The organism is Burkholderia sp. FERM BP-3421, from assembly GCF_028657905.1.
Lineage (GTDB): Bacteria > Pseudomonadota > Gammaproteobacteria > Burkholderiales > Burkholderiaceae > Burkholderia.
The window spans coordinates 323,573-345,744 of sequence record NZ_CP117781.1; the positions used below are offsets into that span (position 1 = coordinate 323,573).

The 22,172-nt window shown below is 65.1% G+C and carries 20 protein-coding genes and 1 pseudogene; 11 read left to right on the top strand and 10 right to left on the bottom strand.

Annotated features, from left to right (window positions below; translation table 11 throughout):
- Window position 1: 1 nt before the first annotated feature.
- Both Bsp3421_RS04640 and Bsp3421_RS04645 read right to left on the bottom strand, forming a co-directional pair.
- Window positions 2-481, bottom strand: coding sequence for a nuclear transport factor 2 family protein (locus Bsp3421_RS04640; protein ID WP_273997166.1), 480 nt, complete (start codon window positions 479-481; stop codon window positions 2-4).
- Window positions 482-599: 118 nt separating this feature from the next.
- Window positions 600-1,226, bottom strand: coding sequence for a TetR/AcrR family transcriptional regulator (locus tag Bsp3421_RS04645; protein WP_273997167.1), 627 nt, complete (start codon window positions 1,224-1,226; stop codon window positions 600-602).
- A gap of 203 nt (window positions 1,227-1,429) precedes the next feature.
- On the opposite strand from Bsp3421_RS04645, the gene Bsp3421_RS04650 reads away from it, so the two are divergent.
- The 3 genes from Bsp3421_RS04650 to kdpA all read left to right on the top strand — a co-directional run bounded on the left by Bsp3421_RS04650 (window position 1,430) and on the right by kdpA (window position 4,406).
- Window positions 1,430-2,065 (top strand): GNAT family N-acetyltransferase, encoded by a 636-nt coding sequence (locus tag Bsp3421_RS04650; protein ID WP_273997168.1) that lies wholly within the window; start codon window positions 1,430-1,432, stop codon window positions 2,063-2,065.
- On the top strand, window positions 2,062-2,457 hold the full coding sequence (locus Bsp3421_RS04655; RefSeq protein WP_273997169.1) for a hypothetical protein: 396 nt from the start codon (window positions 2,062-2,064) through the stop codon (window positions 2,455-2,457). Before Bsp3421_RS04650 ends, Bsp3421_RS04655 begins: the two co-directional genes overlap by 4 nt.
- 140 nt (window positions 2,458-2,597) lie before the next feature.
- On the top strand, window positions 2,598-4,406 hold the full coding sequence (gene kdpA, locus Bsp3421_RS04660) for a potassium-transporting ATPase subunit KdpA (protein ID WP_273997170.1): 1,809 nt from the start codon (window positions 2,598-2,600) through the stop codon (window positions 4,404-4,406).
- Between the two features lie 51 nt (window positions 4,407-4,457).
- Here the strand turns inward: kdpA and tdh are convergent, their stop codons facing one another.
- The gene (tdh, locus tag Bsp3421_RS04665; RefSeq protein WP_252982711.1) at window positions 4,458-5,486 is read right to left on the bottom strand and encodes an L-threonine 3-dehydrogenase; all 1,029 of its coding nucleotides are present in this window, start codon (window positions 5,484-5,486) and stop codon (window positions 4,458-4,460) included.
- 12 nt (window positions 5,487-5,498) lie between these two features.
- Complete coding sequence (locus tag Bsp3421_RS04670) at window positions 5,499-6,698, bottom strand: glycine C-acetyltransferase (RefSeq protein WP_273997171.1); 1,200 nt, start codon at window positions 6,696-6,698, stop codon at window positions 5,499-5,501.
- A 164-nt stretch (window positions 6,699-6,862) separates the two neighbouring features.
- Between Bsp3421_RS04670 and Bsp3421_RS04675 the strand changes: the two genes are divergently transcribed.
- On the top strand, window positions 6,863-7,465 hold the full coding sequence (locus tag Bsp3421_RS04675) for a helix-turn-helix domain-containing protein (RefSeq protein WP_273997172.1): 603 nt from the start codon (window positions 6,863-6,865) through the stop codon (window positions 7,463-7,465).
- A gap of 78 nt (window positions 7,466-7,543) precedes the next feature.
- On the top strand, window positions 7,544-7,915 hold the full coding sequence (locus tag Bsp3421_RS04680; RefSeq protein ID WP_273997173.1) for a DUF2471 family protein: 372 nt from the start codon (window positions 7,544-7,546) through the stop codon (window positions 7,913-7,915).
- Between the two features lie 48 nt (window positions 7,916-7,963).
- Here Bsp3421_RS04680 and Bsp3421_RS04685 read toward each other — a convergent pair whose 3' ends face one another.
- The gene (locus Bsp3421_RS04685; protein ID WP_273997174.1) at window positions 7,964-9,379 is read right to left on the bottom strand and encodes a DUF2252 domain-containing protein; all 1,416 of its coding nucleotides are present in this window, start codon (window positions 9,377-9,379) and stop codon (window positions 7,964-7,966) included.
- Between the two features lie 263 nt (window positions 9,380-9,642).
- Between Bsp3421_RS04685 and Bsp3421_RS04690 the strand changes: the two genes are divergently transcribed.
- Window positions 9,643-10,623 carry a tyrosine-type recombinase/integrase gene (locus tag Bsp3421_RS04690; RefSeq protein ID WP_273998283.1) on the top strand — a complete coding sequence of 327 codons (981 nt, stop codon included), beginning with the start codon at window positions 9,643-9,645 and terminating at the stop codon, window positions 10,621-10,623.
- A gap of 89 nt (window positions 10,624-10,712) precedes the next feature.
- Here the strand turns inward: Bsp3421_RS04690 and Bsp3421_RS04695 are convergent, their stop codons facing one another.
- Entirely contained in the window at window positions 10,713-11,897 is a 1,185-nt protein-coding gene (locus Bsp3421_RS04695; RefSeq protein ID WP_273997175.1) for a DNA-binding protein, read from the bottom strand.
- 1,810 nt (window positions 11,898-13,707) lie between these two features.
- Here Bsp3421_RS04695 and Bsp3421_RS04700 point away from each other — a divergent pair.
- Window positions 13,708-15,078 carry a replication initiation protein gene (locus tag Bsp3421_RS04700; RefSeq protein ID WP_273997176.1) on the top strand — a complete coding sequence of 457 codons (1,371 nt, stop codon included), beginning with the start codon at window positions 13,708-13,710 and terminating at the stop codon, window positions 15,076-15,078.
- A gap of 91 nt (window positions 15,079-15,169) precedes the next feature.
- On the opposite strand, the gene Bsp3421_RS04705 is transcribed toward Bsp3421_RS04700, so the two are convergent.
- Both Bsp3421_RS04705 and parA read right to left on the bottom strand, forming a co-directional pair.
- Window positions 15,170-16,231 carry a ParB/RepB/Spo0J family partition protein gene (locus Bsp3421_RS04705; RefSeq protein WP_273997177.1) on the bottom strand — a complete coding sequence of 354 codons (1,062 nt, stop codon included), beginning with the start codon at window positions 16,229-16,231 and terminating at the stop codon, window positions 15,170-15,172.
- Between the two features lie 24 nt (window positions 16,232-16,255).
- Complete coding sequence (gene parA, locus Bsp3421_RS04710) at window positions 16,256-16,918, bottom strand: ParA family partition ATPase (protein WP_252982703.1); 663 nt, start codon at window positions 16,916-16,918, stop codon at window positions 16,256-16,258.
- 1,150 nt (window positions 16,919-18,068) lie between these two features.
- On the opposite strand from parA, the gene arsC reads away from it, so the two are divergent.
- The 3 genes and pseudogenes from arsC to Bsp3421_RS04725 all read left to right on the top strand — a co-directional run.
- Window positions 18,069-18,425 (top strand): arsenate reductase (glutaredoxin), encoded by a 357-nt coding sequence (gene arsC, locus Bsp3421_RS04715; protein WP_273997178.1) that lies wholly within the window; start codon window positions 18,069-18,071, stop codon window positions 18,423-18,425.
- A gap of 160 nt (window positions 18,426-18,585) precedes the next feature.
- Window positions 18,586-19,965, top strand: a complete 1,380-nt coding sequence (locus Bsp3421_RS04720) for a GntT/GntP/DsdX family permease (protein WP_273997179.1) — start codon at window positions 18,586-18,588, stop codon at window positions 19,963-19,965.
- A 51-nt stretch (window positions 19,966-20,016) separates the two neighbouring features.
- Window positions 20,017-20,427 (top strand): annotated as a pseudogene (locus Bsp3421_RS04725) (transposase); the annotation flags it as partial.
- A gap of 16 nt (window positions 20,428-20,443) precedes the next feature.
- Here Bsp3421_RS04725 and Bsp3421_RS04730 read toward each other — a convergent pair.
- A complete protein-coding gene (locus Bsp3421_RS04730; RefSeq protein WP_273997180.1) occupies window positions 20,444-20,641 on the bottom strand; it encodes a zf-HC2 domain-containing protein in 198 nt (65 codons plus the stop codon).
- Entirely contained in the window at window positions 20,622-21,227 is a 606-nt protein-coding gene (locus Bsp3421_RS04735; protein ID WP_273997181.1) for an RNA polymerase factor sigma-70, read from the bottom strand. The genes Bsp3421_RS04730 and Bsp3421_RS04735 overlap by 20 nt, the downstream gene beginning before the upstream one ends.
- 373 nt (window positions 21,228-21,600) lie before the next feature.
- On the opposite strand from Bsp3421_RS04735, the gene Bsp3421_RS04740 reads away from it, so the two are divergent.
- Window positions 21,601-22,155 carry an NADPH-dependent FMN reductase gene (locus Bsp3421_RS04740; RefSeq protein WP_273997182.1) on the top strand — a complete coding sequence of 185 codons (555 nt, stop codon included), beginning with the start codon at window positions 21,601-21,603 and terminating at the stop codon, window positions 22,153-22,155.
- Window positions 22,156-22,172 lie beyond the last annotated feature (17 nt).

A 22,172-nucleotide genomic window follows, 5' to 3' on the forward strand; every position in this document is an offset into this window, starting at 1 on the left:
TTCACAGGCCCAGTTCGGACAGGCCCGGATGATCGTCGGGCCGCCGCCCGAGCGGCCAATGGAACAGGCGCTCGGATTCGCGGATCGGCAGGTCGTTGATGGATGCATGACGATGCGCCATCAGGCCGTTCGCATCGAACGCCCAGTTCTCGTTGCCGTAGGAGCGGAACCAGTTGCCTGCGTCGTCGCGCCATTCGTACGCGAAGCGCACCGCGATCCGGTTCTCCGTCACCGCCCACAGTTCCTTGATGAGCCGGTAGTCCAGCTCGCGCGTCCACTTGCGACGCAGCAGCGCGACGATTTCCGCGCGCCCCGTCACGAACTCCGCGCGGTTGCGCCACGTGCTGTCCGGCGTATAGGCAAGCGACACGCGCTCGGGATCGCGGGTATTCCAGCCGTCTTCGGCCGCGCGCACTTTCTGGATCGCGGTGTCGTGCGTGAACGGCGGCACGGGGGGACGGATTTCAGCAGACTCGGACATCATGTTCTCCAGTTGAAGGGACGAGACAATCCATCGGCCGGCCTGACGCAGGCCGACCGATCAGGAAAACTAATTCTTTGCTTCGGTACGAAGCGGACCCGGTTCGGCCCGCCCTGGCTCAGCGCATCTCGGACGCCACCGCGTCGAGCAGCCGCTCCGCCGCCGCGCGCGCGTCGTGCGCCGCCGACGCATCGCCGCTGACGAGCGCGACGCCAATCGCGCCGTCGATCAGCACCAGCCACTGACGCGCGAGCGGTTCGGCCTGCCGGCGCGCGATGCCGCCCGCCGCCGCGAGCGCATCGAACTGCTCGTGCACGAACGCAAGCAGACGGGCCTTGTGCATGCGTGCGACCAATCGAATCGGATCGTCGGGCTCGGCGATTTCCCCTGACGCGTTCAGGAATGCGCAGCCGTGGAAATCCGCCTGCACGAACCACTCGCGCAGCACGTCGAACACGCCGAGCAGACGGGCGCGCGGCGTCTTGCCGCGCTTGAGCGTCGCTGCGGCGAACCAGGTCATCCAGCGCACATCGCGCCGTTCGAGCGCGGCGGCGACCAACGCTTCCTTCGAAGCGAAATGCGTGTAGAAGCTCTTGCGCGCGGCGCCGGACAGCTTGACGATCGCATCGACACCCGTCGCGTGGATGCCGCCTGCATAGATCAGCGTTTCGGCGGCATCGAGCAGCCGTTCGCGCGCACCGGAGGAAGAGGACGACGTGTCGTCGGTCGAGATCGTGGGTTCCATGCCGATAAGGTAGAACGATCATTCTCCCTTGTCAATCACCTTGTCAGCGCACGGGTTTCCCCGCGCCGTCGCGAAATAACGCGCGACCCGCGCGCCGCCTCGCCAAACGCTGCGCGGCCGGCAATTTTTTACGACATTTTTTCTTGAAGCGAACCGCCGCCCCTCCCTACACTTCGGGCAACCGATGAGGGATGGGGGATGTCATGCAAAAGCAACGAACGACAGCGAGCCAACCCGCGCACTTCGCCTGCGCGAAGCAGGTCGACGGGCGAGTCGTGCTGCGCCGGTTCGATCCGGTCCAGGACAGTTATGAAACGCTGACCGCGCTGCTGCACCGCGCGTTCGCGCGCCTCGGCCAGATGGGGCTCAACTGTCCATGCGTCGACCAGCCGCCCGCCGTCACGCGCCAGCGCGCGCTGGCCGGCGACTGTTTCGTCGCGGTCTGCAAGGGCCATCTGGTCGCGACCATGACGCTCTACGGACGCGATCCGGAATCGGCCTGCGACCTGTACCGCCGCGCCAATGTCGCGAGCGTGCGCCAACTCGGCGTCGATCCGATCTGGCAGGGGCGGGGCATCGGCCAATCGATGCTCGCGTTCGCCGGCCACTGGGCCGCGACGCGCGGCTATACGCGCCTCGCGCTCGATACGCCGCAGCCGGCCGCGCACCTGGTCGACTTCTACACGCGGCAGGACTTTCGCCTCGTCGACGTGATCCACTTCGCCGGCAAGGGCTACGACAGCGCGATCCTCAGCAAGCCCGCGATGGCCGCGCCGTCGCTCGCCGCCTGGTCGCGCCAGCTCACGCTGGCCCACACACCCTACAGCCGCGCCGCATGAAACCCGAAGACCGCCGCCGCCCCCCTTCGCCCGATACCGATCCGCACCAGGCCCGCATGCAGGCGGCGCTGCGCCTGCGCGGCATCGCCAGGATCGTGCTCGTCACGCTCGGCATGGGCCAGTTGCTGACCCTCGCGTTCCGCTACTGCGCGGGCCTCGGCGACCACGGGGCCGACGAGGGCGCGGCGCTGCTGTTCAACTTCGTCAGCTGCGCGCTCGTCAGCTACTGGCTGCAGGCCGACGCGCGGCGCGCATACCGTGAGGCGAAGGCGAACGACCAGCTCGGCGCGCCGTGCGCGCGCCATCGCGCACCGCTCGTCGACGCCGCCTGCCCGAAGCGCTGGCTCGTGATCCTGCACCTCGAACTGAATCCGCACCTCCTCGACGCGTGACGCGCGCGGCGCGCCAGATTTGACGGTGTGTTTACGCGAACGGCCCGATTTTTTCCCGCGAAATGACTTCCGATGCGCTGCAATGGAAATGTCATCCTCCGGCCTGAACCCGGGGGCAAGCCAACAGGGGAATGTCATCGATGGGGTTCAACGCAGTCCTGCAACTGGGATGTTTCGTCGTCGTGCTGACGCTGCTCGTCAAGCCGCTCGGGCTTTACATGGCGCGCATCGCGGAAGGCGATCCGCCCGGGCCGCTCCGAACAGGCCGCGTGGTCGAACGCTGGATCTACCGCGCGGCGGGCGTCGACCCCGACCAGGGCGCGAGTTGGAAGCAGTATGCGGTCGTCGTGCTGTCGTTCAACCTGCTGGGCGCACTCGTGTTGTACGCGCTGCAGCGCCTGCAAGGGGCGCTGCCGCTCAATCCCCAGGCCCTCGCGGCCGTCTCCGCCGATACGGCGTTCAACACCGCGGTCAGCTTCGCCAGCAACACCAGTTGGCAGGGCTACGCGGGCGAAACCACCCTCAGCTACCTGAGCCAGATGCTCGGCATCGCCGTGCAGAGCTTCCTGTCCGCGGCCACCGGCATCGCCGTGCTGTTCGCGCTGATCCGCGCATTCGCGCAGCGCGGCGCGCGCACCGTCGGCAACCCGTGGGCCGACCTGACGCGCGCGACGCTCTACATCCTCGTGCCGCTGTCCGCGCTGTTCGCGGCTGCGTTCATCTCGCAGGGCACGCTGCAGAACTTCGCCGACTATCGCACCGTCTCGACCGTCCAGGCCGTCAGCTGGCAAACGCCCCGGCTCGACGCGCACGGCGCGCCGCTGCGCGACGCCGCCGGCCGGCCGCTCGTGCAGACCGACACGCGGCGCACGCAGGTCCTGCCGATGGGGCCCGTCGCGTCGCAGGAATCGATCAAGGTGCTGAGCGGCGACGGCGGCGGTTTCTTCAACGCGAACTCGGCGCATCCGTACGAGAACCCGACGCCGCTGTCCGACTTCCTGCAGATGATCGCGCTCGTGCTGATCCCGGCCGGGCTCTGCTACACCTTCGGCGAAATGGTCGACGACCGTCGACAAGGCTGGGCGATCTACGCGGCGATGCTCGCGATCCTCGTCGTGCTGGCCGCCGCGACGATCCACGCGGAACAGGCGGGCAGCGCGCAGCTCGGCGCGCCGGGCATCGATGCGCAGGCGTCCGCGCTGAATCCCGGCGGCAACATGGAAGGCAAGGAGACGCGCTTCGGCATCGTGTCGTCGGCGCTGTACGCGACCGTGACCACCGGCAGCGGCGACGGCGCGGTCAACGCGATGCACGATTCGTTCACGCCGCTCGGCGGCCTCGCGCCGATGCTGCTGATGCAGACGGGCGAGGTGGTGTTCGGCGGCCCGGGCTCGGGCCTGTTCGGCATGCTGGTGCATGCGCTGCTCGCGGTTTTCCTGGCGGGCCTGATGATCGGCCGCGCGCCGGAATACCTCGGCAAGAAGATCGAGGCGTTCGACATGAAGATGGTCGCGATCGCGCTGCTCGCGACGCCGCTCCTCGTGCTCGTCGGCACCGCGCTGTCGGTGCTGCTGCCCGCGGGCCTCGCCGGCGTCGGCAATCCCGGCGCGCACGGGCTGAGCGAGATCCTGTATGCGTTCTCGTCGGCCGCCAACAACAACGGCAGCGCATTCGCCGGACTTGCGGCGAACACCGGCTACTACAACGCGATGCTGGCGGCGGCGATGTGGTTCGGCCGCTTCGCGGTGATCGTGCCGGTGCTCGCGCTGGCCGGCTCGCTCGCGCCTAAGGCGCGACGCACGGCCGGCGCCGGCACGCTGCCGACCCACGGCCCGCTGTTCATCGGATTCCTGATCGGCACGATCCTGCTGACGGCCGCGCTGACCTATCTGCCCGCGCTCGCGCTCGGCCCGATCGTCGAGCAGCTGACGATGCTCGGCGCGCGCTGAAGCGGGCCGCGGCGCCGGCGCGGCGCAAGGCCCACCCGCGTCGCGCCGGACTCAAACGGTCCAGTCGAGGATCACCTTGCCGCTTTCGCCCGACAGCATCGCGGCGAAGCCTTTTTCGAAGTCGTCGACCGGGAAGCGGTGGGTGAGGATCGGCGACAGGTCGAGCCCGCTTTGCAGCATCGCGACCATCTTGTACCAGGTCTCGAACATCTCGCGACCGTAGATGCCCTTGATTTCCAGGCCCTTGAAGATCACCTGGTTCCAGTCGATCGCGGTCTGCGCGGGCGGGATGCCGAGCAGCGCGACCTTGCCGCCGTGGTTCATCGACTCCAGCAGGCTCGTGAACGCGCTCGGCACGCCGGACATTTCGAGGCCCACGTCGAACCCTTCCGTCATGTGCAGATCGCTCATCACGTCGCGCAGCGACTCGCGCGTGACGTTCACCGCGCGCGTCGCGCCCATCTTGCGCGCGAGGTCGAGGCGATAGTCGTTGATGTCGGTGATCACGACATTGCGCGCGCCGACGTGCTTCGCGATCGCCACCGCCATCACGCCGATCGGTCCCGCGCCCGTGATCAGCACGTCCTCGCCGACGAGGTTGAACGACAGCGCGGTATGAGTCGCATTGCCGAACGGATCGAAGATCGCGGCGAGGTCGTCGGAGATCTCGGGCGGAATCTTGAACGCATTGAACGCCGGAATCGCCAGATACTCGGCGAACGCGCCCTCGCGGTTCACGCCGACCCCGACCGTGTTGCGGCACAGGTGGCGACGCCCGGCGCGACAGTTGCGACAGAAACCGCACGTGATGTGCCCTTCGCCCGAGACGCGATCGCCGATCTCGAAGCCGCGCACCTCCTGGCCCATCTCGACGATTTCGCCGACATATTCATGCCCGACGTGCATCGGCACCGGGATCGTCTTCTGCGCCCAGTCGTCCCACTTCCAGATATGGATGTCGGTACCGCAGATCGCGGTGCGGTGGATCTTGATCAGGACGTCGTTGTGGCCGACCTCCGGCTTCTTCACGCGCGTGAGCGTCAGGCCCGGGGCGCGTTCCAGCTTGGCGAGTGCCTTCATGTCGCGCCTCCGTCAGATGATGCCGAGCGAGCGGCCGACCTTCACGAACGCGTCGACCGTCCGGTCGATCTGTTCAGGCGTATGCGCGGCGCTCATCTGGGTGCGGATGCGCGCGCGACCGCGCGGCACGACCGGGAACGAGAAGCCGATCACGTAGACGCCTTCCTTCAGCAGCGCATCCGCCATGCGGGTCGCGACCTGCGCATCGCCGAGCATCACCGGGATGATCGGGTGCTCGCCCGGCACCAGCGTGAAGCCCGCCGCGCTCATCCGCTCGCGGAACCGCGCGCCGTTCGCGCGCACCCGCTCGCGCAGGCGCGCGCCTTCGTCGCTCGCAAGCAGTTCGAGCACCTTGAGCGAAGCCTCGGCGATGCTCGGCGTCAGCGTGTTGGAGAACAGGTACGGCCGCGAGCGCTGGCGCAGCAATTCGACGATCTCGCGCCGGGCGGCCACGTAGCCGCCCGACGCGCCGCCCAGCGCCTTGCCGAGCGTGCCGGTGATGATGTCGATGCGCCCCTCGACGCCGCAGTGCTCGGGCGTGCCCCGGCCATGCGCGCCGATGAAGCCGACCGCGTGCGAATCGTCGACCATGACGAGCGCGCCGTAGCGGTCGGCCAGGTCGCAGATGCCTTTCAGGTCCGCGATGATGCCGTCCATCGAGAACACGCCATCGGTCGCGATCAGCTTGAAGCGCGCGCCGGCGGCGTCCGCCTCGCGCAGCTTCGCCTCGAGATCGGCGAGGTCGTTGTTGCGGTAGCGGAAGCGCTTCGCCTTCGACAGGCGCACGCCGTCGATGATGCTCGCGTGGTTCAGCTCGTCGCTGATGATCGCGTCCTGCTCGTCGAGCAGCGTTTCGAACAGGCCGCCGTTCGCGTCGAAGCAGCTCGAATAGAGGATCGTGTCGTCGGTGCCGAGGAACGCCGACAACGCGCGTTCCAGTTTCTTGTGCACGGTCTGGGTGCCACAGATGAAGCGCACCGACGCCATCCCGAACCCGTCGCGCTCGAGCCCTGCCTGGGCGGCGGCGACGAGGCGCGCGTCGTTCGCGAGCCCCAGGTAGTTGTTCGCGCAGAAATTGAGTACCGGCGCGCCGTCGGCGAGCCGCACGTCGGCGGCCTGCGGGCTCGCGATCTCGCGCTCGGTCTTGTAGAAACCGTCCGTGCGGATCTGGTCGAGCGTCTCGCGCACCCGGGCAAGAAAGGCATCACGCATCGCAAAAACTCCTGACATGGCCGCAGGCCGCACGCCCCGCCGCGCTCGTGACGTCGGCGAAGCAGCCTGCTCCTGATATAGTCGGCCGTTAGATTTATCGTATATTTCTGGTATTTCGAACTGAAATTCGAAATACCGAACAACTCTAAGTGAACGGAAATCAAATGGCAAGCTCCACCGGATCACGGCGCCCGTCGGATTCCGCGCCCGCCGCCGCGACGCCGCCGCGCGTCGGCGAGCAGATCCAGCGCCTGCGCACCGAGCGCAAGCTGACGCTCGACGACCTGTCGCGTGCGGCCGGGGTGTCGAAATCGATGCTGTCGGAAATCGAGCGGGACAAGGCAAATCCGACGATCGCGGTCGCGTGGCGGCTCACCAATGCGCTCGGCATCAGCCTCGACGAGTTGTTCGCGCAGCCGAAGGCGCCCGAGACGATCCGCGTCGACGGCCCGCACGACATCCCGACGCTCGCAGGCCACGATGCGCAATACCAGCTGCGGGTATGGGGTCCGATCGAGCTCGCCGGCAAGTTCGAATGGTACGAACTGACGCTGGCCGCGCAGGGCGCGCTGGTGTCGAACGCGCACGAGCCCGGCACGCGCGAGCACCTGACGGTGCTGAACGGCTCGCTTGAAGTGGAAGCGGCGGGCGTGACCCGGCGCATGAAGGCGGGCGACACCGCGCGCTACGCGGCCGACGCGCCGCATGCGATCCGCAACGTCGGCAAGGGCGAGGCAAAGGCGCTGCTGATCGTGATCCACCGCTGACGCGGGGCATCCTGGCAAAACGGCCAGTTGCGCGCAGCACTGTATATTTGTACAGTATACGTGAAACAGGAGCCCGCGATGACCGAACAGGATTTGGCCGCGCTCAGCTTCAAGGCTGCGGCGCACGATATGGAGACGATCGTCCGCCACGTGGCGGGACGCTACATTCGCCAGCAGGTGCCGCTCACGTGGCGGCTGCTGCACGCGATCGAGGCCGAGGCGCTGGCGGATCTCGGCTTTGCGAGCCGGCACGATCCAATGCTGCGCTGCCTGTTCGAGCGGCCGCCGGAGATGCATTTCCCCGAAACCGACGACCTGATCGATTTCGGCCGCTCGAACGCCCTGCCTGCGGTATTCTCGTTCGCCGTCGCGGCCTACGAGGCCGCCCGTCCGCACGCGGGGCCACCGCCCACCCGCGGCAAACGCGCCGCACGCGCGTGGGGCGGCTAGATGCCGCCGGGCGCCGGTTCCCGCCGGCCGGCCGGCGTCGCGCGTACGTCAGCCGATGCCGAAATCGGCCGCCATGTCGGCCTCGGTGCGGGCCTCGAGCCGGCCGCTTCGGCAGGCGCGGCGAAAAATCTCGTAGTCGCGTTCGATCTGGTCCGCATAGGCCATCGCATAGCGGGCGAGCGCCTCCGCGAGCCGCTCGCCCTTGCCGGCATAACCCGCGATCTGCGGCGCACACCCGCCGGCCTTCGCATGCGCGCGCGCAAGCGTCCAGCCGCACAGCTGCGCGTAGTGGCGGAACGTGTCGCGGTCGAACAGCTCCAGTTGCGCGGAAATCTTCATGTCGCGCAATTGCCGGCCGTAGATCGGCCGGCCGAACGGGCCGCTCGTCCAGCCGAGGAACGGATCGCTCGCGGCCTGCATCAGGCGCTGGCCCGCCACGACGCGATGGCCGTCGTGCCTGGGGCCGCGGCTCCGCACGAACCTCGACACGACCGACTGCGACGCCTCCTTGAATTGCAGGAACAGCGGCCCGTCCTGCGGATCGGTCAGCAGCAGGATCAGGCAGCGCGTGCCAACGCTGCCCACGCCGACCACCTTGAACGCGAGGTCGTGCATCCGGAAGTGCGACAGCAGCGCGGCGCGATCGGGCGCGAGCGAGCCCAGGTAGTCGCGGTAGATCGGCTGGATCAGCGTCGCCCAGTCGCCGAGCCCCATCCAGTCGTCCTCCGGGCCGAACAGCGTGGTCCTGCCGAACACATGGAACACCGCGGGCGGCGCATCGCGGATCCGCCAGGTGCCGTGCTCGAGCGACGCCAGCTTCGGCAGCACCGTTTCATGCGTGCGGCGCGATGCGCGCTCGATCCCGCGCCGGATCCGCTCGCGCAGCACGTCGGTGCCGGCCGATTCGATCATCCGGTCGAACGTGATGCGCTCGTACCAAAGGTCGAGCACGCCCATCTGCGCGTATTCGGCGATTCGATACTGGTAGGTTCGCGCCGCGCGGTAGGCCAGTTCGGCGGCGAACGCGTCGCCGTGCCCCAGTTGGCGGGCGGCGATGGCGAAACTCGCGACCAGCCGTTTCAGATCCCACTCCCACGGCCCAGGCGCGGTTTCGTCGAAATCGTTCAGGTCGAACAGCAAGTCGCGCTCCGGCGTGGCGAAGCCGCCGAAGTTCATCAGGTGGCAATCGCCGCAGATCTGGAAACGCAGGCCGCTGTCGGGCGTGCCGGCCAGATCGTGCGCCTGAATGATCGCGCTGCCTCGGAAAAACGCGAACGGCGAGGCCAGCATCCGGCCATAACGCAGCGGCACAAGTGCCGCGACCCGGCCTGCGCTGCTGAGTTCGAGCAATGCCAGCGGGTCGCGCTCCGTCCGCCCGACCTGCGCATGGGTCCGGCGCGGCGTCGTCGCGCGCACCGCACGCCCCTGGGCCTGGCGTTCCGCCACGGTCACCGTGTGCTTCATGTCCGCCTCCTCGAATCGACGCGGGCGCCCGTCCACCCGGGCCGCCCGAGCGGCGCGCCGCGTGACGCGCAAGGCATCGGGCGTCACGCGGCGGGCGCTCATCGAGCATACGAAAAGGGTCAGGCGAAGTAAATGCGGGCCCTCGCCGAGGCACGAAACGCTTTATTGAGCGCAGCCGACGCACTATCATTGATCGCAACTAACGGAAATATTGAAATGTCGGCGCCCCCTTCGACACCCCGCGCGCCCACCAGCGCCCCGACCTGTTCAACCAGCGCCCCGCCGATTGGACGACACAGCCGGACGCCGCGTTCGACGCCTGGCTCGCTACCCAGGAATTCCGCCGTTCGTCCGCCGACGTTTACCGCGCGCAGTGGGGTGCATTCCTCGCATGGCTGGGAGAACAGCGGCAGGATCTCGCCACGGTGGATACCCAATCGATCGCCCTGTTCGTCGGTGAACTGCCGATCAAGAAAACCCAGCGCATCCGCTATCTTCGCCTGATCGAACGCGTGCTCGATCACGTCCGCCGCAGCGAATACGGCTCGACCAATCCGGCCCGCTTCATTGCTCAGGATGGCGAAGCAAGCTGGCGCAGCGCGCGCGACAACGATCCGACCGGCTTCCTCGCGCCGGTCGAACGCGCCGCGTTGCTCACCTGCCTGTTCTCGCCCTTGCCCACCGGCGGCGGCGCTCACTGGAAGGAGCGCCGCGATCGCGCGCTCGTCGCGGCATTTCTCGGCGCGGGACTGAAAACCGGCGAAGCACGGTCATTAACGATTAGTTGCATAAAATCGGATGCCACCATGCTGACGGTTCATGCATCGCAGCCCGATAGCGTGAGGGAAACCCACGTCGCGTCATTCGCGATCGCGCTATTCGACGCGTGGCTGGCGGAGCGGCGCCGCAGCCGGATACCGGGCGACCTCGTCTTCCCCGCCTCGCTGAACGGCCGGCCCATGCACAAGGCCACGATGCTGCGAGCGGTCGACGCCATCATCGAAACGGCCGACATCGCCTCGTCGCGCAGTGCGCGGGCCAGTCCGCAAACCCTGCGCAACACCTATGCGGCCGAGTTGTTCGAGAATGGGGTCGATCCGGAGCGGGTCGGCGGCTGGCTCGGATTCATGCAGCCCGTTTCATCGCATCGTCTGCATCGAGCCTGGAAGAACTGGCAGACGGAACGACAAAATACGAGCCCGGTATCAGAGGAAATGCGTTCCACAGAGCCCGGCACAGCCTGAATCCGGCTATTTTCAGCTCCTGAAAAAGCTCACCTTTAAGATCCCGGATCGTCTCACCTGTGCCGGGAAAACGTCGCGCCGACGCGCCGTCAGACGCGACCAAAACGGGTCACCGCCTCGAAACGAGACGCTACCGGCCCCGATGCATGTTCGCATTCGGGACACAGCAATTCATAACCCTCGTCGCTGCACGACAACTCCGGCTCCCCGTCCTCGCATTTCGGGCAGTGGGCCGGCAGCGTCACGTGCGTATCGAGCATCGTTCCAATCGCACCGAACGCCGCGGGGTCGAGTTGGCCGGTTTCCGCAAGACGCATCACCAACACGGCCAACTCGGGCGTCATGCCCGGATTCGCCCGTAGCGCGTCGGCTTCCTTCGCCAGCTCGGCCAGTTCGTCGCCCTGGCTGCGCAATTGCTCGTCGAGCCGGTCCGCCCGGGCCTTGGCCGCGCTCAGCTGCTGCAGGAAATCGAATTCCTTCCGATTCACGTCGCGCAGCCCGGACTGATAGGTCGCCGCCATGCTGCGCAACGAGTCCAGCTCGACCAGCATGGGTTTCACACGGCGTTCGGCTTCCGCAACCGCATCCTTGATCTGCTGCGCATAGTGCTCGGTGCGCTCGCGCAGTTCCATGTGCAGCGTGTCGAGCCGCTCGCGCAATGCCGCGTTCTGGGTCTGTTCGGCGTCGAGACGCTGATTCAGCAGTGAGTTGTCGCTTTGCAGACGCTGCACCGATTCCTGCAGGGAATGCTGCTGCGCGAAATCCTGTGTCGATGCAGAGGCGCGCTGGATTTCGGCATCGGTCAACCGCGCCTGGAGCTGCTCGATGCGAGCCTCGCTCTTGTGCAGCGCGGCCTCGAGCGTTTCCTGGCGAATCTGTGCATCCCGGCAGCGCTGATCGGCTGCCGCCAAGGTGGCTTCGGATTCCCGGCGCTCGTCGTCCAGGCTGTGCCGGGCGGCTTTCAGCGCTTCTTCATAAAGCGCACCGAGCAGACTGCCTGCTTTTTCCTCCAGTCCTTTCGGAAGCGCGGCGCCATCGAGCCTGATGCGGGACGCGGAGCGGATCCGTTCCCAGAAATGGTCGATGTCTTTCGGAATATCGCTGGCACTGCCGGTCTGGGTGAGATCGCGGACGTTGGCAGCGGATGGTCGGATGCCCAGATCGAAGAACAAGCGCTTGCAGGCATGCAGGGACAGATCCTGCCGGCGTGCCCCCGCTGTGCGCAGAGCATCGAGTTCGTCGCGGATGGATTGGCGTATTTCGTCGAGCGTCATGATGGCCGGGACGATTGAAATGTATCAATCATAACGAAACACGTATTTTTCTCTACCCTTTTGAAGGGTCTGTTGCGCTTTTGCCGACATGGCGCTCTTTGGCGCTTCAAGTGTTGCATCTGGCTGCTGCTGGCTCGAATATCCGTGAAACAAATCTAAGAATAGCGGGTAACTGATTGTTTTGGAAAGACTTTCAGCCGTTCCTGGAATCTACCACGTTGTTTCACATAGCGGTGGGTGAGGGTGTTGGGGTGTTGTGGAAAACTCGCGGGAGGGCGCTAGAGAGTATTAGAAAGTAAACACCCTTGAACCCTTGTTAAAAACGTTAACGCCACGGCAAACGCTTTACCAGCAAGGGATTCCGGACAGTGAGGTGAAGCTTTACGGGAGTCATGGTGACATTTTGCAGGACGCGAAGTGATGGGGTTCAGGGGCGAGCGTGAGTGCCTGCGGGAAAGGTCGTGAGCGGATTCGGGAGCCGCCTGCACAGCGGAATTCCGCAAAGGTGAGACTTTTCGGGGCTGCAGCACGGGTGAAGCCCCGCCAGGCCGAAACTGTGCCCGACACAGCGAAATCAGCCTAGGTGAAGCTTTTCGGGAGGCCGGTGCACAGCGAATTCTGCCCTTCTTTTAAGCAATTGGGAGGCATCGGTGAGATTTATCGGGATTCCAGCGGTAATGACTGTGAGGATTTCCGGGAAAGCCCGCCCGCTGTGGGCTTCGGGGAAGGGGGTTGGGTTGCTGAGGTGAGGTTTTTCGGGATCCGTATTGGGGAGGCGTGGTCGGAATCCCAGGCAAAGGTGAGTATTTTCGGGATTTTGCGCAGGGCAGGGTAAAGAATCTTGAGGTGAGGTTTTTCGGGAGCCCGGAAATGCCCAAAATTTGCTCAAGGTGAAGCTTTTCAGGAGGAGTGAGTGTCTACTTGCCCGGAAAAGCCCGCCAATACTGGGCCTGGGTCGCCGTTTTCGAGGCGAAAAATCAGCAAAGGTGAAGCTTTTCGGGAGTGGGACTGTGTTCCGCCAGGTATCGACCGTTGGTCAAAGGTGAGGGAATTCGGGGCCTGCTTGCTTCAGGCCATGCTTCAGCAACATCACTTAAGCGTCTGACTACATTGAGTTTTTTTTATCAGAAAGGCTGAGGTGAGGGTTTTCGGGAGCGTCAAAACCGATGTTCGGGCCGCATGAATTCCATCAAAGGTGAGCGTTTTCGGGAGTTGCTGCGCATTGGTTGCCCGTGCGGCAATACTGAGCCGTCTCCGCACCGTTCTCTTTCACCCGCTCACTGGTGAGCATGTTCGGGATTTAGGCGGATGACGCGGAAAATGTGTGGCATCGAGGCGGGATGCCGGGGGGTAAAAATGCCCTCAATCCCGCGCTTGCGCGTCGTTTTTGGCGCTCTGGCGTCTTTGCGTGTGCGGCAGAGGGGGGAGGATTGCTGCGCGCGCACAGGAAGGCCGCCAAGGGCGTATCGATCCGGGGAGGAAATCGGCGAATAAAACATCACCGTGCGTGGGCGGGCCGAAAACGGGCTTCGAGTCGCAAAATCACGACATCGATTTAAGGTGAGACGATACGGGAAATCTGTGCGGCAACTCTTGCATGTTGCCGCGCAAGCCCATATGCTGCGGGCCCCACAGCCAGAAAGGCGCATCGGGTTTTCGAGGTTTTTTTGTCCGGTGAGCCTTTACGGGAGAGTAATCGGGTGAGCTGTGATTTGGCGTGGCGCTTCACCCGATACGGTGAGCATCTCGTTATAGACGTGCTTCACCACAGGCGCTATGCTTCGGGGAACCTTCTCCTCCGACCCGAAGCATGGCAACGAAGCGCGCCAAGAAGACCGATGTGGATGTGGTGAGTGCCAGCTCAGCCGAATTGCGGAAGGCCGTCGAGGCCATCGCGATCCAGCCCAAGAACGGCAAGATCACCCTCCTGACCCGCAAGTTGTTCAACGTGCTGCTTGCGGTCGCGCAACAGGCCGACGATTCCGGCGATACCTATCGCGCGCTGTTGTCGGACATCGTGGCGAACTCGGCATTCGATTCCAATGACACCGCGCTCGTCAAGGAGCACCTGAGGCGGATGGTGTCGGTGCAGGTCGAATGGAGCACCGGGACGTCAAGCCAGAAGCCCGGGCGCAAGTGGGGGATCTCCACCCTGATCGCCGATGCGGAAATTCTCGAAGACCCAGCCACGCGACGTGTCTGGGTCGAATTTTCTTTCGCGCCCAAGATCAAGAAGAAGCTGCTCGACCCGGTCCAGTATGCGCGTCTGAGCCTCCAGTTCCAGAGCCAGCTGCGCAGCAGCGCCGGCTTGGCGCTGTACGAGATCTGCGTGCGCTATCTGACCAACCCGAGCCATCTGACGATGCGCGAGCCGTGGGAATGGTGGCGGCCGATCCTGTCGGGCACGCCCGACACCGAGGCCGGCGACGAAGCGAAGCGCGAGTACAAGTATTTCAAGCGGGACTACCTGCGGCCCGCGATCGCCGAAGTGAATGCGGTGACCAATATCTTCGTCGAACTGATCGAGCATCGCGAAGGGCGTCGCGTCGCGGAGATCCAGTTCCGCGTATCGGAGCGCAAGCAGCCGATGCTCGCGCTCGACGAACATCCGAACGTGTTCGACAGCACGCTGGTCGACCGGATGGTGAAGATCGGCATTCCGCTCAAGGAAGCGCAGACGCTGTACGCGGACAGCGAGGAGAATCGCATTCGCGCCGCGCTGCAGATGACCGAGCAACGGATGCGCAGCACGACGCTGCCGCCCGTGCGCAGCGCCGCCGCCTTGTTCAAGGACGCGCTCAAGAAAGGTTATGCGCCGCCCGTCGATTCCGTCGAGGCGCTGCCGAGCGCCGGTGCGGCCGGCAAGGGCGCGGCGGCCGGCGTGCAGCAGGACGATCCGAAGGCGCGGTTGCGTGGCGAGTACGATGCGTATCGCCGCAAGGAGGCGAAGGCGCTGTACGAAGAGCAAGGTGACGCGGAACGGGAAGTGGCCCGCGAGTCGTTCGAGGCGGACGTGCTGCCCGCGCTCGGTTCTCACCTGCGCGATGACTGGCGCCGGCGCGGCCTTGATTCCAAGCTGACCGAGACGGCCTTCTTCGACTGGCTCGCGCAGAAGACCTGGGGCGAACCGACGGACGGCGACCTGCTCGCCTTCACGCTCAGCCAGTCGCGCGCCGCTTAGTCGAGCGCGGTGTGCGCGAGTCGCACACCTGAAAAGCAATCGGGGCCCTGATGGGCCCCGATTTGTTTTCCGCCTGCCCCACCGACACGGATCAGTTCGACAACAGCATCCGCTCGAGCTGCTGCAGGATCTCGTCGCGCTTGTCCCGCGTCAGGCCGCGCAGGCGCAGCTCGAGGCGGTCCTCGCCGTAGGACTTCAGATCCCCCACCGATACCCCGCCGAGCTTGATCTCGTGCCGCTGCGCATAGCGCTGCCGGCCCGCGGGCTTGGCGTTTTCCTGTGCCGTGGCTCGCCCCTTGACGATATCGGCTACCTGCCGCGTGCTCAGATCGTCGGACAGGATCTTGTGGATCAGGCGCAGCGTCGCGTCGGTGCCGCGCGCCACGTGATAGCGGCCGACCTGGTACGCCATGTTCGAGCCGAAGCGATCGGGGCGCGCGACCATCTCCTGCATGACCGCTTCCGGCAGCTTGCCGATCGACAGCGCGACCGCAACGGTCGATTCATCGAGGCCGAGATGCTCGGCCAGCTCCTTCTGGCTCTGGAAATACTTGTCGTCGAGAAAACGCTTCCATACGACGGCGTTGTCGAACACGGTCTGCGAATCGCGCTGGACGTTCAGGTCGTAGCCGAGCTTGTAGCTCTGCAGGCCGATCGGCAGATCGATGACGATGGCCTTGACCGTTTCCTTGTTGGCTTCCTTCAATGCCCGGACCCGGCGGCCACCGTCGCTGACGAAGTACGTGCCCGGATTGTCGTAATCGGGAATCACGTGGATGGCCTGCTGCTGGCCTTGCTTGGCGAGATTGACCGCCAGTTCCGCGATCGACGACTTCAGGTAGAAGTGGCGCGGATTGAACGGGCTCGGCTTGATCGTCTTGAGCGGCAGCTCGATGACCTGCCCCGCCTGATAGTGGTTCGCGATGCGCCAGGCGTGGTACTGGCTCGACTCGTCGACGGATTCCGCCGGCGGCGTTTCCACGATGGTGACGGGGATGTCCTTTTTCGCGGACTTCGCGGCGGGCGCCGCGGGCGCGGCGTCGGATTTGACGATGCCGTCGATCGCGTTGAGCCGGTCGAGCGCGGTGCGCTTCTCGCTCGTGGTGATGTCGGGACGCGCTTGGAAGCCTTTGGCGAATTGGGAGGGTTTCATTCAGGGTCCTTTATGCGCATAAAGTCAGGGCAGCATGGCGACGATTTCGTCGGCGCATGCGCGGATTTCCGCCGCGGCGAGCTTGGCGCCGCGATCGTTCATCTGCAGGACGGTTTGCCCGAGCGCCATGGCCTGCTTGTAGGCCTCGCGCGTCGGGATCTGGGTCTTGAGGAGCGGGAAGCCGAGTTCTTCCAGTGCACGCTTCAGCTCGCGCGTCAGCATGCGTTTTTCCTCGGTCTTGTTGAGCAGGAACACGGCGCGCAGGTCTTCGTTCATGACTTGCGCCTGCTGGATCAGCTTCACGAGGCCGACGCTCGACCAGTAGTCGGCAGGCGATGACGAGGTCGGGATGACCGCGACCGTCGCGGCCAGTAGGACGACGCCGGAGACCTTTTCGGTGATCGAGGGGGGGCAATCGACCACGATGATGTCGTAGTCGTTGATGAACTTCTTGATCTCGCGGTGGATCTGGCCGCCGGCTTCGGCGAGGTTGACGACGGGGAACGGGATGCCGGTATCGGTATCGGCGGAAGCGCTGGACCAGTGGACGAGGGTATTTTGACCGTCGGCGTCGATGACCAGCACGCGTCGACCTTTTTCATGGAAGGCGGCGCCGAGATGCATGGCAATGGTGCTTTTGCCGACACCACCCTTCTGCTGAGTGACTGCAATGATTTCCGCTGCCAATTTACACTCCTGTTTTTGATCGTAGGAATTTTACAGGACGATTTTTTTATTTCAACGAATATGTGGTGAACGGACTACGGATTGGCCGTTCGGCAGAGCATTTATGCGCATAAAGCTCGGGCGGGGTTTGAGTGGAAGGGTTGGGGTACTGCGAGCAGGGCACTTTTCGGTCAGGGGCGAGGTGCGGTGCTGGCGCAATTCGAGATAGGCATCGCTAGGTTGGTTTATGCGCATAAAGCCAGTGCGGTGCCCGGTGGTAGGTGCATGTCCATAGGGCTCATGTTTTTGTCGAGGGCCTTTCGATGGCTCGCGATTTGGGCGGAAGTCCGGCTTACGTGGCAGAGATCCGCGATGAGGCGCAAGGGCTGGTGATGGCGCGACGTCTACGGGATGTCCGGTTAAGCAGGTTGTTGGGGCAGCCTCGAGCTTTATGCGCATAAAGCTTGGTGGACGCGCTTGATCGATGAACGGGCGCGCCCTCTGCCCTCTTCAGCTGAAAGCGGACCTGGTAAGTCAATGCCAACGAAGCCGCCCTCCTCCCAAATAGATCATCCGGGCTTACGGCTACACGGGCTCAACGGCTCAACGGCTCAACGGCTCAACGGCTCAACGGCTCAACACGGCACGGCACGGCACGGCACGGCACGGCACGGCACGGCACGGCACGGCACGGCACGGCACGGCACGGCACGGCACGGCACGGCACGGCACGGCACGGCACGGCACGGCACGGCACGGCACGGCACGGCACGGCACGGCACGGCACGGCACGGCACGGCACGGCACGGCACGGCACGGCACGGCACGGCACGGCACCAACCCTTATGCGCATAAAGTCGTGGTCTTCTTCAAAGGGAGGCGCTATCCCCCAATCCCGTCGCGTGGGGCCGATCGATGCCCAAACTTGCCGGTACAAGCGACGAACCAGGATGGAATTGACGGGCACGAAAGTCCTTTCCTGAAGTCACCTTCTACCCCTTTCCTTATGCGCATAAAGTTCGGATTGCCACGCATTTCCATGCGGCCCGAAGCACTCACCCCCTCCCCATCATCAAACGCACACTGTCCGCCTTCCTCCATCGCAGCCGCCACGCCTGGGGCGCGATGGCTACAATAGCCCGGTCACCATCCATCAGTCCCTGCCCGACCCATGACCACGATCTTTCACAACCCCCGATGCTCGAAGTCCCGCGAAACCCTGGCGCTGCTCGAGACGCTCAACCCCGCGGGCGAGCCGATCGATATCGTCGAATACCTGAAGCAGCCGCCCACCGTCGAGCAACTCGCTGCACTCCATCAGCAACTCGGCCGCCCAGTGCGCGACATGATCCGCGACAACGAAGCGCCCTATCAGGAACTCGGGCTCGGCGACGCCAGCATTCCGGATGCGCGTCTGCTCGCGGCGATTGCCGAGCATCCGGTCCTGCTGCAACGCCCGATCGTCGTCTACCAGGGCAAGGCCGCGATTGGCCGCCCGCCGGAAGACGTGAAATCGCTATTCGAGTAATTTTTTAAAGAAGAAATATTGCAATTAAGCGGCGCGCGCCCGCGCCGCTCCTCTCACGCGCCGCGCCGCGCGTGGGCCCCGCTCCTCCCCCACCATCGGAAGGACCACGCGGCCGCACCGAGGCGTTGACGCCGGCTTTCCCGTTCCGTCAGAGGTTTCCGTGCCGTCTGCCCTGCTTGCTCCCCTGCCGTGGTCCCCACACGATTCGCAGCTGATCGTCGCCTGTCTGGTCGGTCTCGCGATCATCATCGTGTTCATCAGCGCGCTGAAACTCGCGCCGTTCCTGTCGATCCTGGTCGGCACGTTCGCCGCCGGCTTCGTCGCGGGCCTGCCGCTCGAGGGCGTCGCGGGTGCGTTCAGCAAGGGCGCCGGCGCGTTGCTCGGCGACGTCGGCATCATCATCGCCCTGGGGGCGATGCTCGGCGCGTTGATGGCCGATTCCGGCGCGGCCGATCGCCTCGCCGGCACGATCCTCGACCATGCGAGCCCGCGCACGCTGCCGTGGCTCATGGCGCTCGTCGCATTGATCATCGGGCTGCCGCTGTTCTTCGAAGTCGGCCTCGTCATGATGGTGCCGATCATCTTCGTGATGGCACGGCGCGCACAGCAGCCGATCATGCGGATCGCGATTCCCGCGCTGGCCGGCATGACGACACTGCACGCGCTGCTGCCGCCGCATCCCGGTCCGCTGATCGCGGTGAGCGCGCTCCATGCGGATCTCGGCATCACGATCGGGCTCGGATTGATCGTCGCGCTGCCGGCCGTCGTACTGGCGGGGCCACTGTACGGTTCGTGGCTCGCGAAGCGGATGCCGGTGACGGAGCCTGCCGAGATGGCCCGCGTCTTTGCCTCCGCGCGTCCCGACGAGGCGCTGCCCGGTTTCGCGATCTCGCTCGTCACGATCCTCCTGCCGGCGCTATTGATGCTGGGCCGCACGGTCGCGAAGCTGTGGCTCGCGCCGCACACGCATGCGTACGCGATCCTCGATTTCCTCGGCGAGCCGCTGATCGCGCTGGGGCTGACCGTGCTGTTCGCGATTGTCGCGTTGGGTTGGGCGCGCGGGACGCCACGCGAGCGGGTCGGCGCGACGCTGCGCAAGAGCCTGCCGCCGATCGCTGCGCTGCTGCTGACGATCGGCGCGGGCGGCGGCCTCAAGCAGACGCTCGTCCTGGCCGGGATCAGCGGCACGATCGGCAAGATCGCGCTCGGCGCGCATGTCCCGCTATTGCTGCTGGCGTGGCTGATCGCGGTCGCGCTGCGTCAGGCGACGGGCTCGGCGACAGTGGCGACCACCACCACGGCCGGCATCGTCGCGCCTCTGGTCGCGGGGCTGAGCGCGCCGCACGACGCACTACTCGCGCTTGCGATCGGCGCGGGCTCGGTGTTTTTCTGCCACGTCAACGACGCCGGTTTCTGGATGGTGCGCGAATACTTCGGTCTCGATCTCAAGCAGACCGTGATGACCTGGTCGGTATTGCAGACGATCGTGTCGGTGGTCGGGCTCGTTCTGACGCTCGCGCTGTGGAGCGTGTTCAGCTGAGATCGGCAAGGTCGCGTCCGCGTCGAGCCTGGTGGGCCGGGCGCGCCGGCCAGTTATGTACGCGAGCACTTCAGTGAACTCGACCGCCTGTTGCAGTCCACACATGGAATTGGCCCGGTATCCAGCGCCTGCCTGATCGCGGAACTGCCCGAATGGGGCAAGCTCAGTCGCCGTCAAATTGCAGCCCTCGTTGGCGTTGCTCCCGTCGCCTGCGATTCCGGCTTACGTAATGGGCGACGACGGGTTCAAGGTGGCCGCTTCGCGATCCGTCGCGTGCTGTACATGGCCACGTTGACCGCGACACGCCACAACCCCGCCATCAGAGCCTTCTATCAACGCCTGAAGGCCGCCGGCAAACGGCCCAAGGTCGCGATCGTTGCCTGCATGCGCAAGCTCCTGACCATGCTCAATGCCATGGTCAAAACCAACCCACCTTGGGACGATTCACTTCATCGGGTTTGACTCGGAAGACGGTTACTCAGTCCCCCTCCCCCGTCTCCCTTCCGCTCGCGACACGCACCGCCCGGCGCAGCAGCGCGATCTGCCGTCGATAGTTGCGACATCCGCTGCAACTCGGCAGATGCACGCGCACGCGCCACTGCTCGCCCGTGGTCAGCGCGCGGTCGAGTCCGTCCGACAGCAGACGGGTGATGTCCTTACATTTCCCCAGCAGCATCTTCGGTTGTCAGGCCTTTTTCGGTGAGGCAGGTACGCAGGCGGGTCCGCGCGCGATACAGCAGCACGCTGCAATGGTTTGCGGTCAGCGCCAGCTCGCCGCAGATGTCCTCGATCTCGAAGCCGAGGAACTCGCGCATCATGAAAACGCGCCCGATCTGCTCGGGCAGGTGGTCGAGGCACGCATCGAACAGCGTCCAGAACTGCCGCTGCTGGAGCAAGGTCTCCGGGCGGGGCCACGGCCGCGGCTTCGCGTGCGGGCTCCAGTGGCCGTTGTCCTTGAACAGCTCGCGGTCGAACAGCGATTCGATTTCCAGCTCCGCTTCGAGCGCCGACGCGTTGATGGTCCGTCGCCGCATCCGCATCGTGTCGATCAGCTTGTTGCGCAGGATTCCGAAGACCCAGGTCTTGTGGGCCGATTGCCCTTCGAAACGGTCGGCCTGGCTCCAGGCGGCGGCGAGCGCCTCCTGCACGGCGTCTTCGGCCGCGTCGGCGTCGCGCAATTGAAGGCGCGCGAATCGCAGCAGGTCGCGGCGCAGTTGCGCGAGATAGGTCGGGTTGTCGTGCGCGGCGCGCGCGGGTTGCATCGAATGCGATCCTGTTCCAAGTGAATCTCGCCCGCGCGTTCCGCACGGGCCAGCCGCAAGGTTACCCGCCCGACCGGTGCGCACGCAAACGCGCGTCGGCATCTTTCGTCGGGATTTCAAACAAGCGGTTTATGCTGGCGATGCGTTCGCCGCTCCGGACACAGTCGGGACACGGAAACGACATCCCGTCGACATGGATGTAACTGCCCTGCATGTTTCCAAAGTTATCCACAGTTTCTGTGGAAAACTTTGTGGAAAGTCGGTCCCAATCGCCCGTGCAGCAGGACTCAAGCTGGCCTGCTTACAAATGGGCTGTGGATGACGGATTGCGAACGAATCCTACGTATTGACAACCAGGCGGAAGGAGAAAGCCATGACGTATCGAATTGCAGTAGTGGTCGGCAGCTTGCGGCGCGAATCGATCAACCGGGCGCTCGCGCATGCGGTGATCTCGCTCGCGCCGGACGATTTCACCTTCGAATTCGCCGACATCGGCGCCCTGCCGCTGTACAGCCAGGACTACGACGCCGACTTCCCGGAACCCGCCCGCCGTTTCAAACAGCAGATCGAGGCCGCGCAGGGCCTGCTGTTCGTCACGCCCGAATACAACCGCTCGGTGCCGGGCGTGCTGAAGAACGCGCTCGACTGGGGTTCGCGCCCGTACGGCGGCAATGTCTGGGCGGGCAAGCCGGGAGCGGTGCTGGGCACGTCGCCGGGGGCGACCGGCACGGCGCTGTCGCAGCAGCATCTGCGCAACGTGCTTGCCTATCTCGACGTCGCGACGCTCGCGCAGCCCGAGATGTTCATCAAGCACGATGCCGCGCGCATCGATGCACAGGGCAACATCGTCAGCGACGATACGCGCCAGTTCCTGCAGCGCTTCGTCGATCGCTACGCCGACTGGGTGCGGCGCCACGCGAGCGTGTAAGCATGTCAACGCGCAAG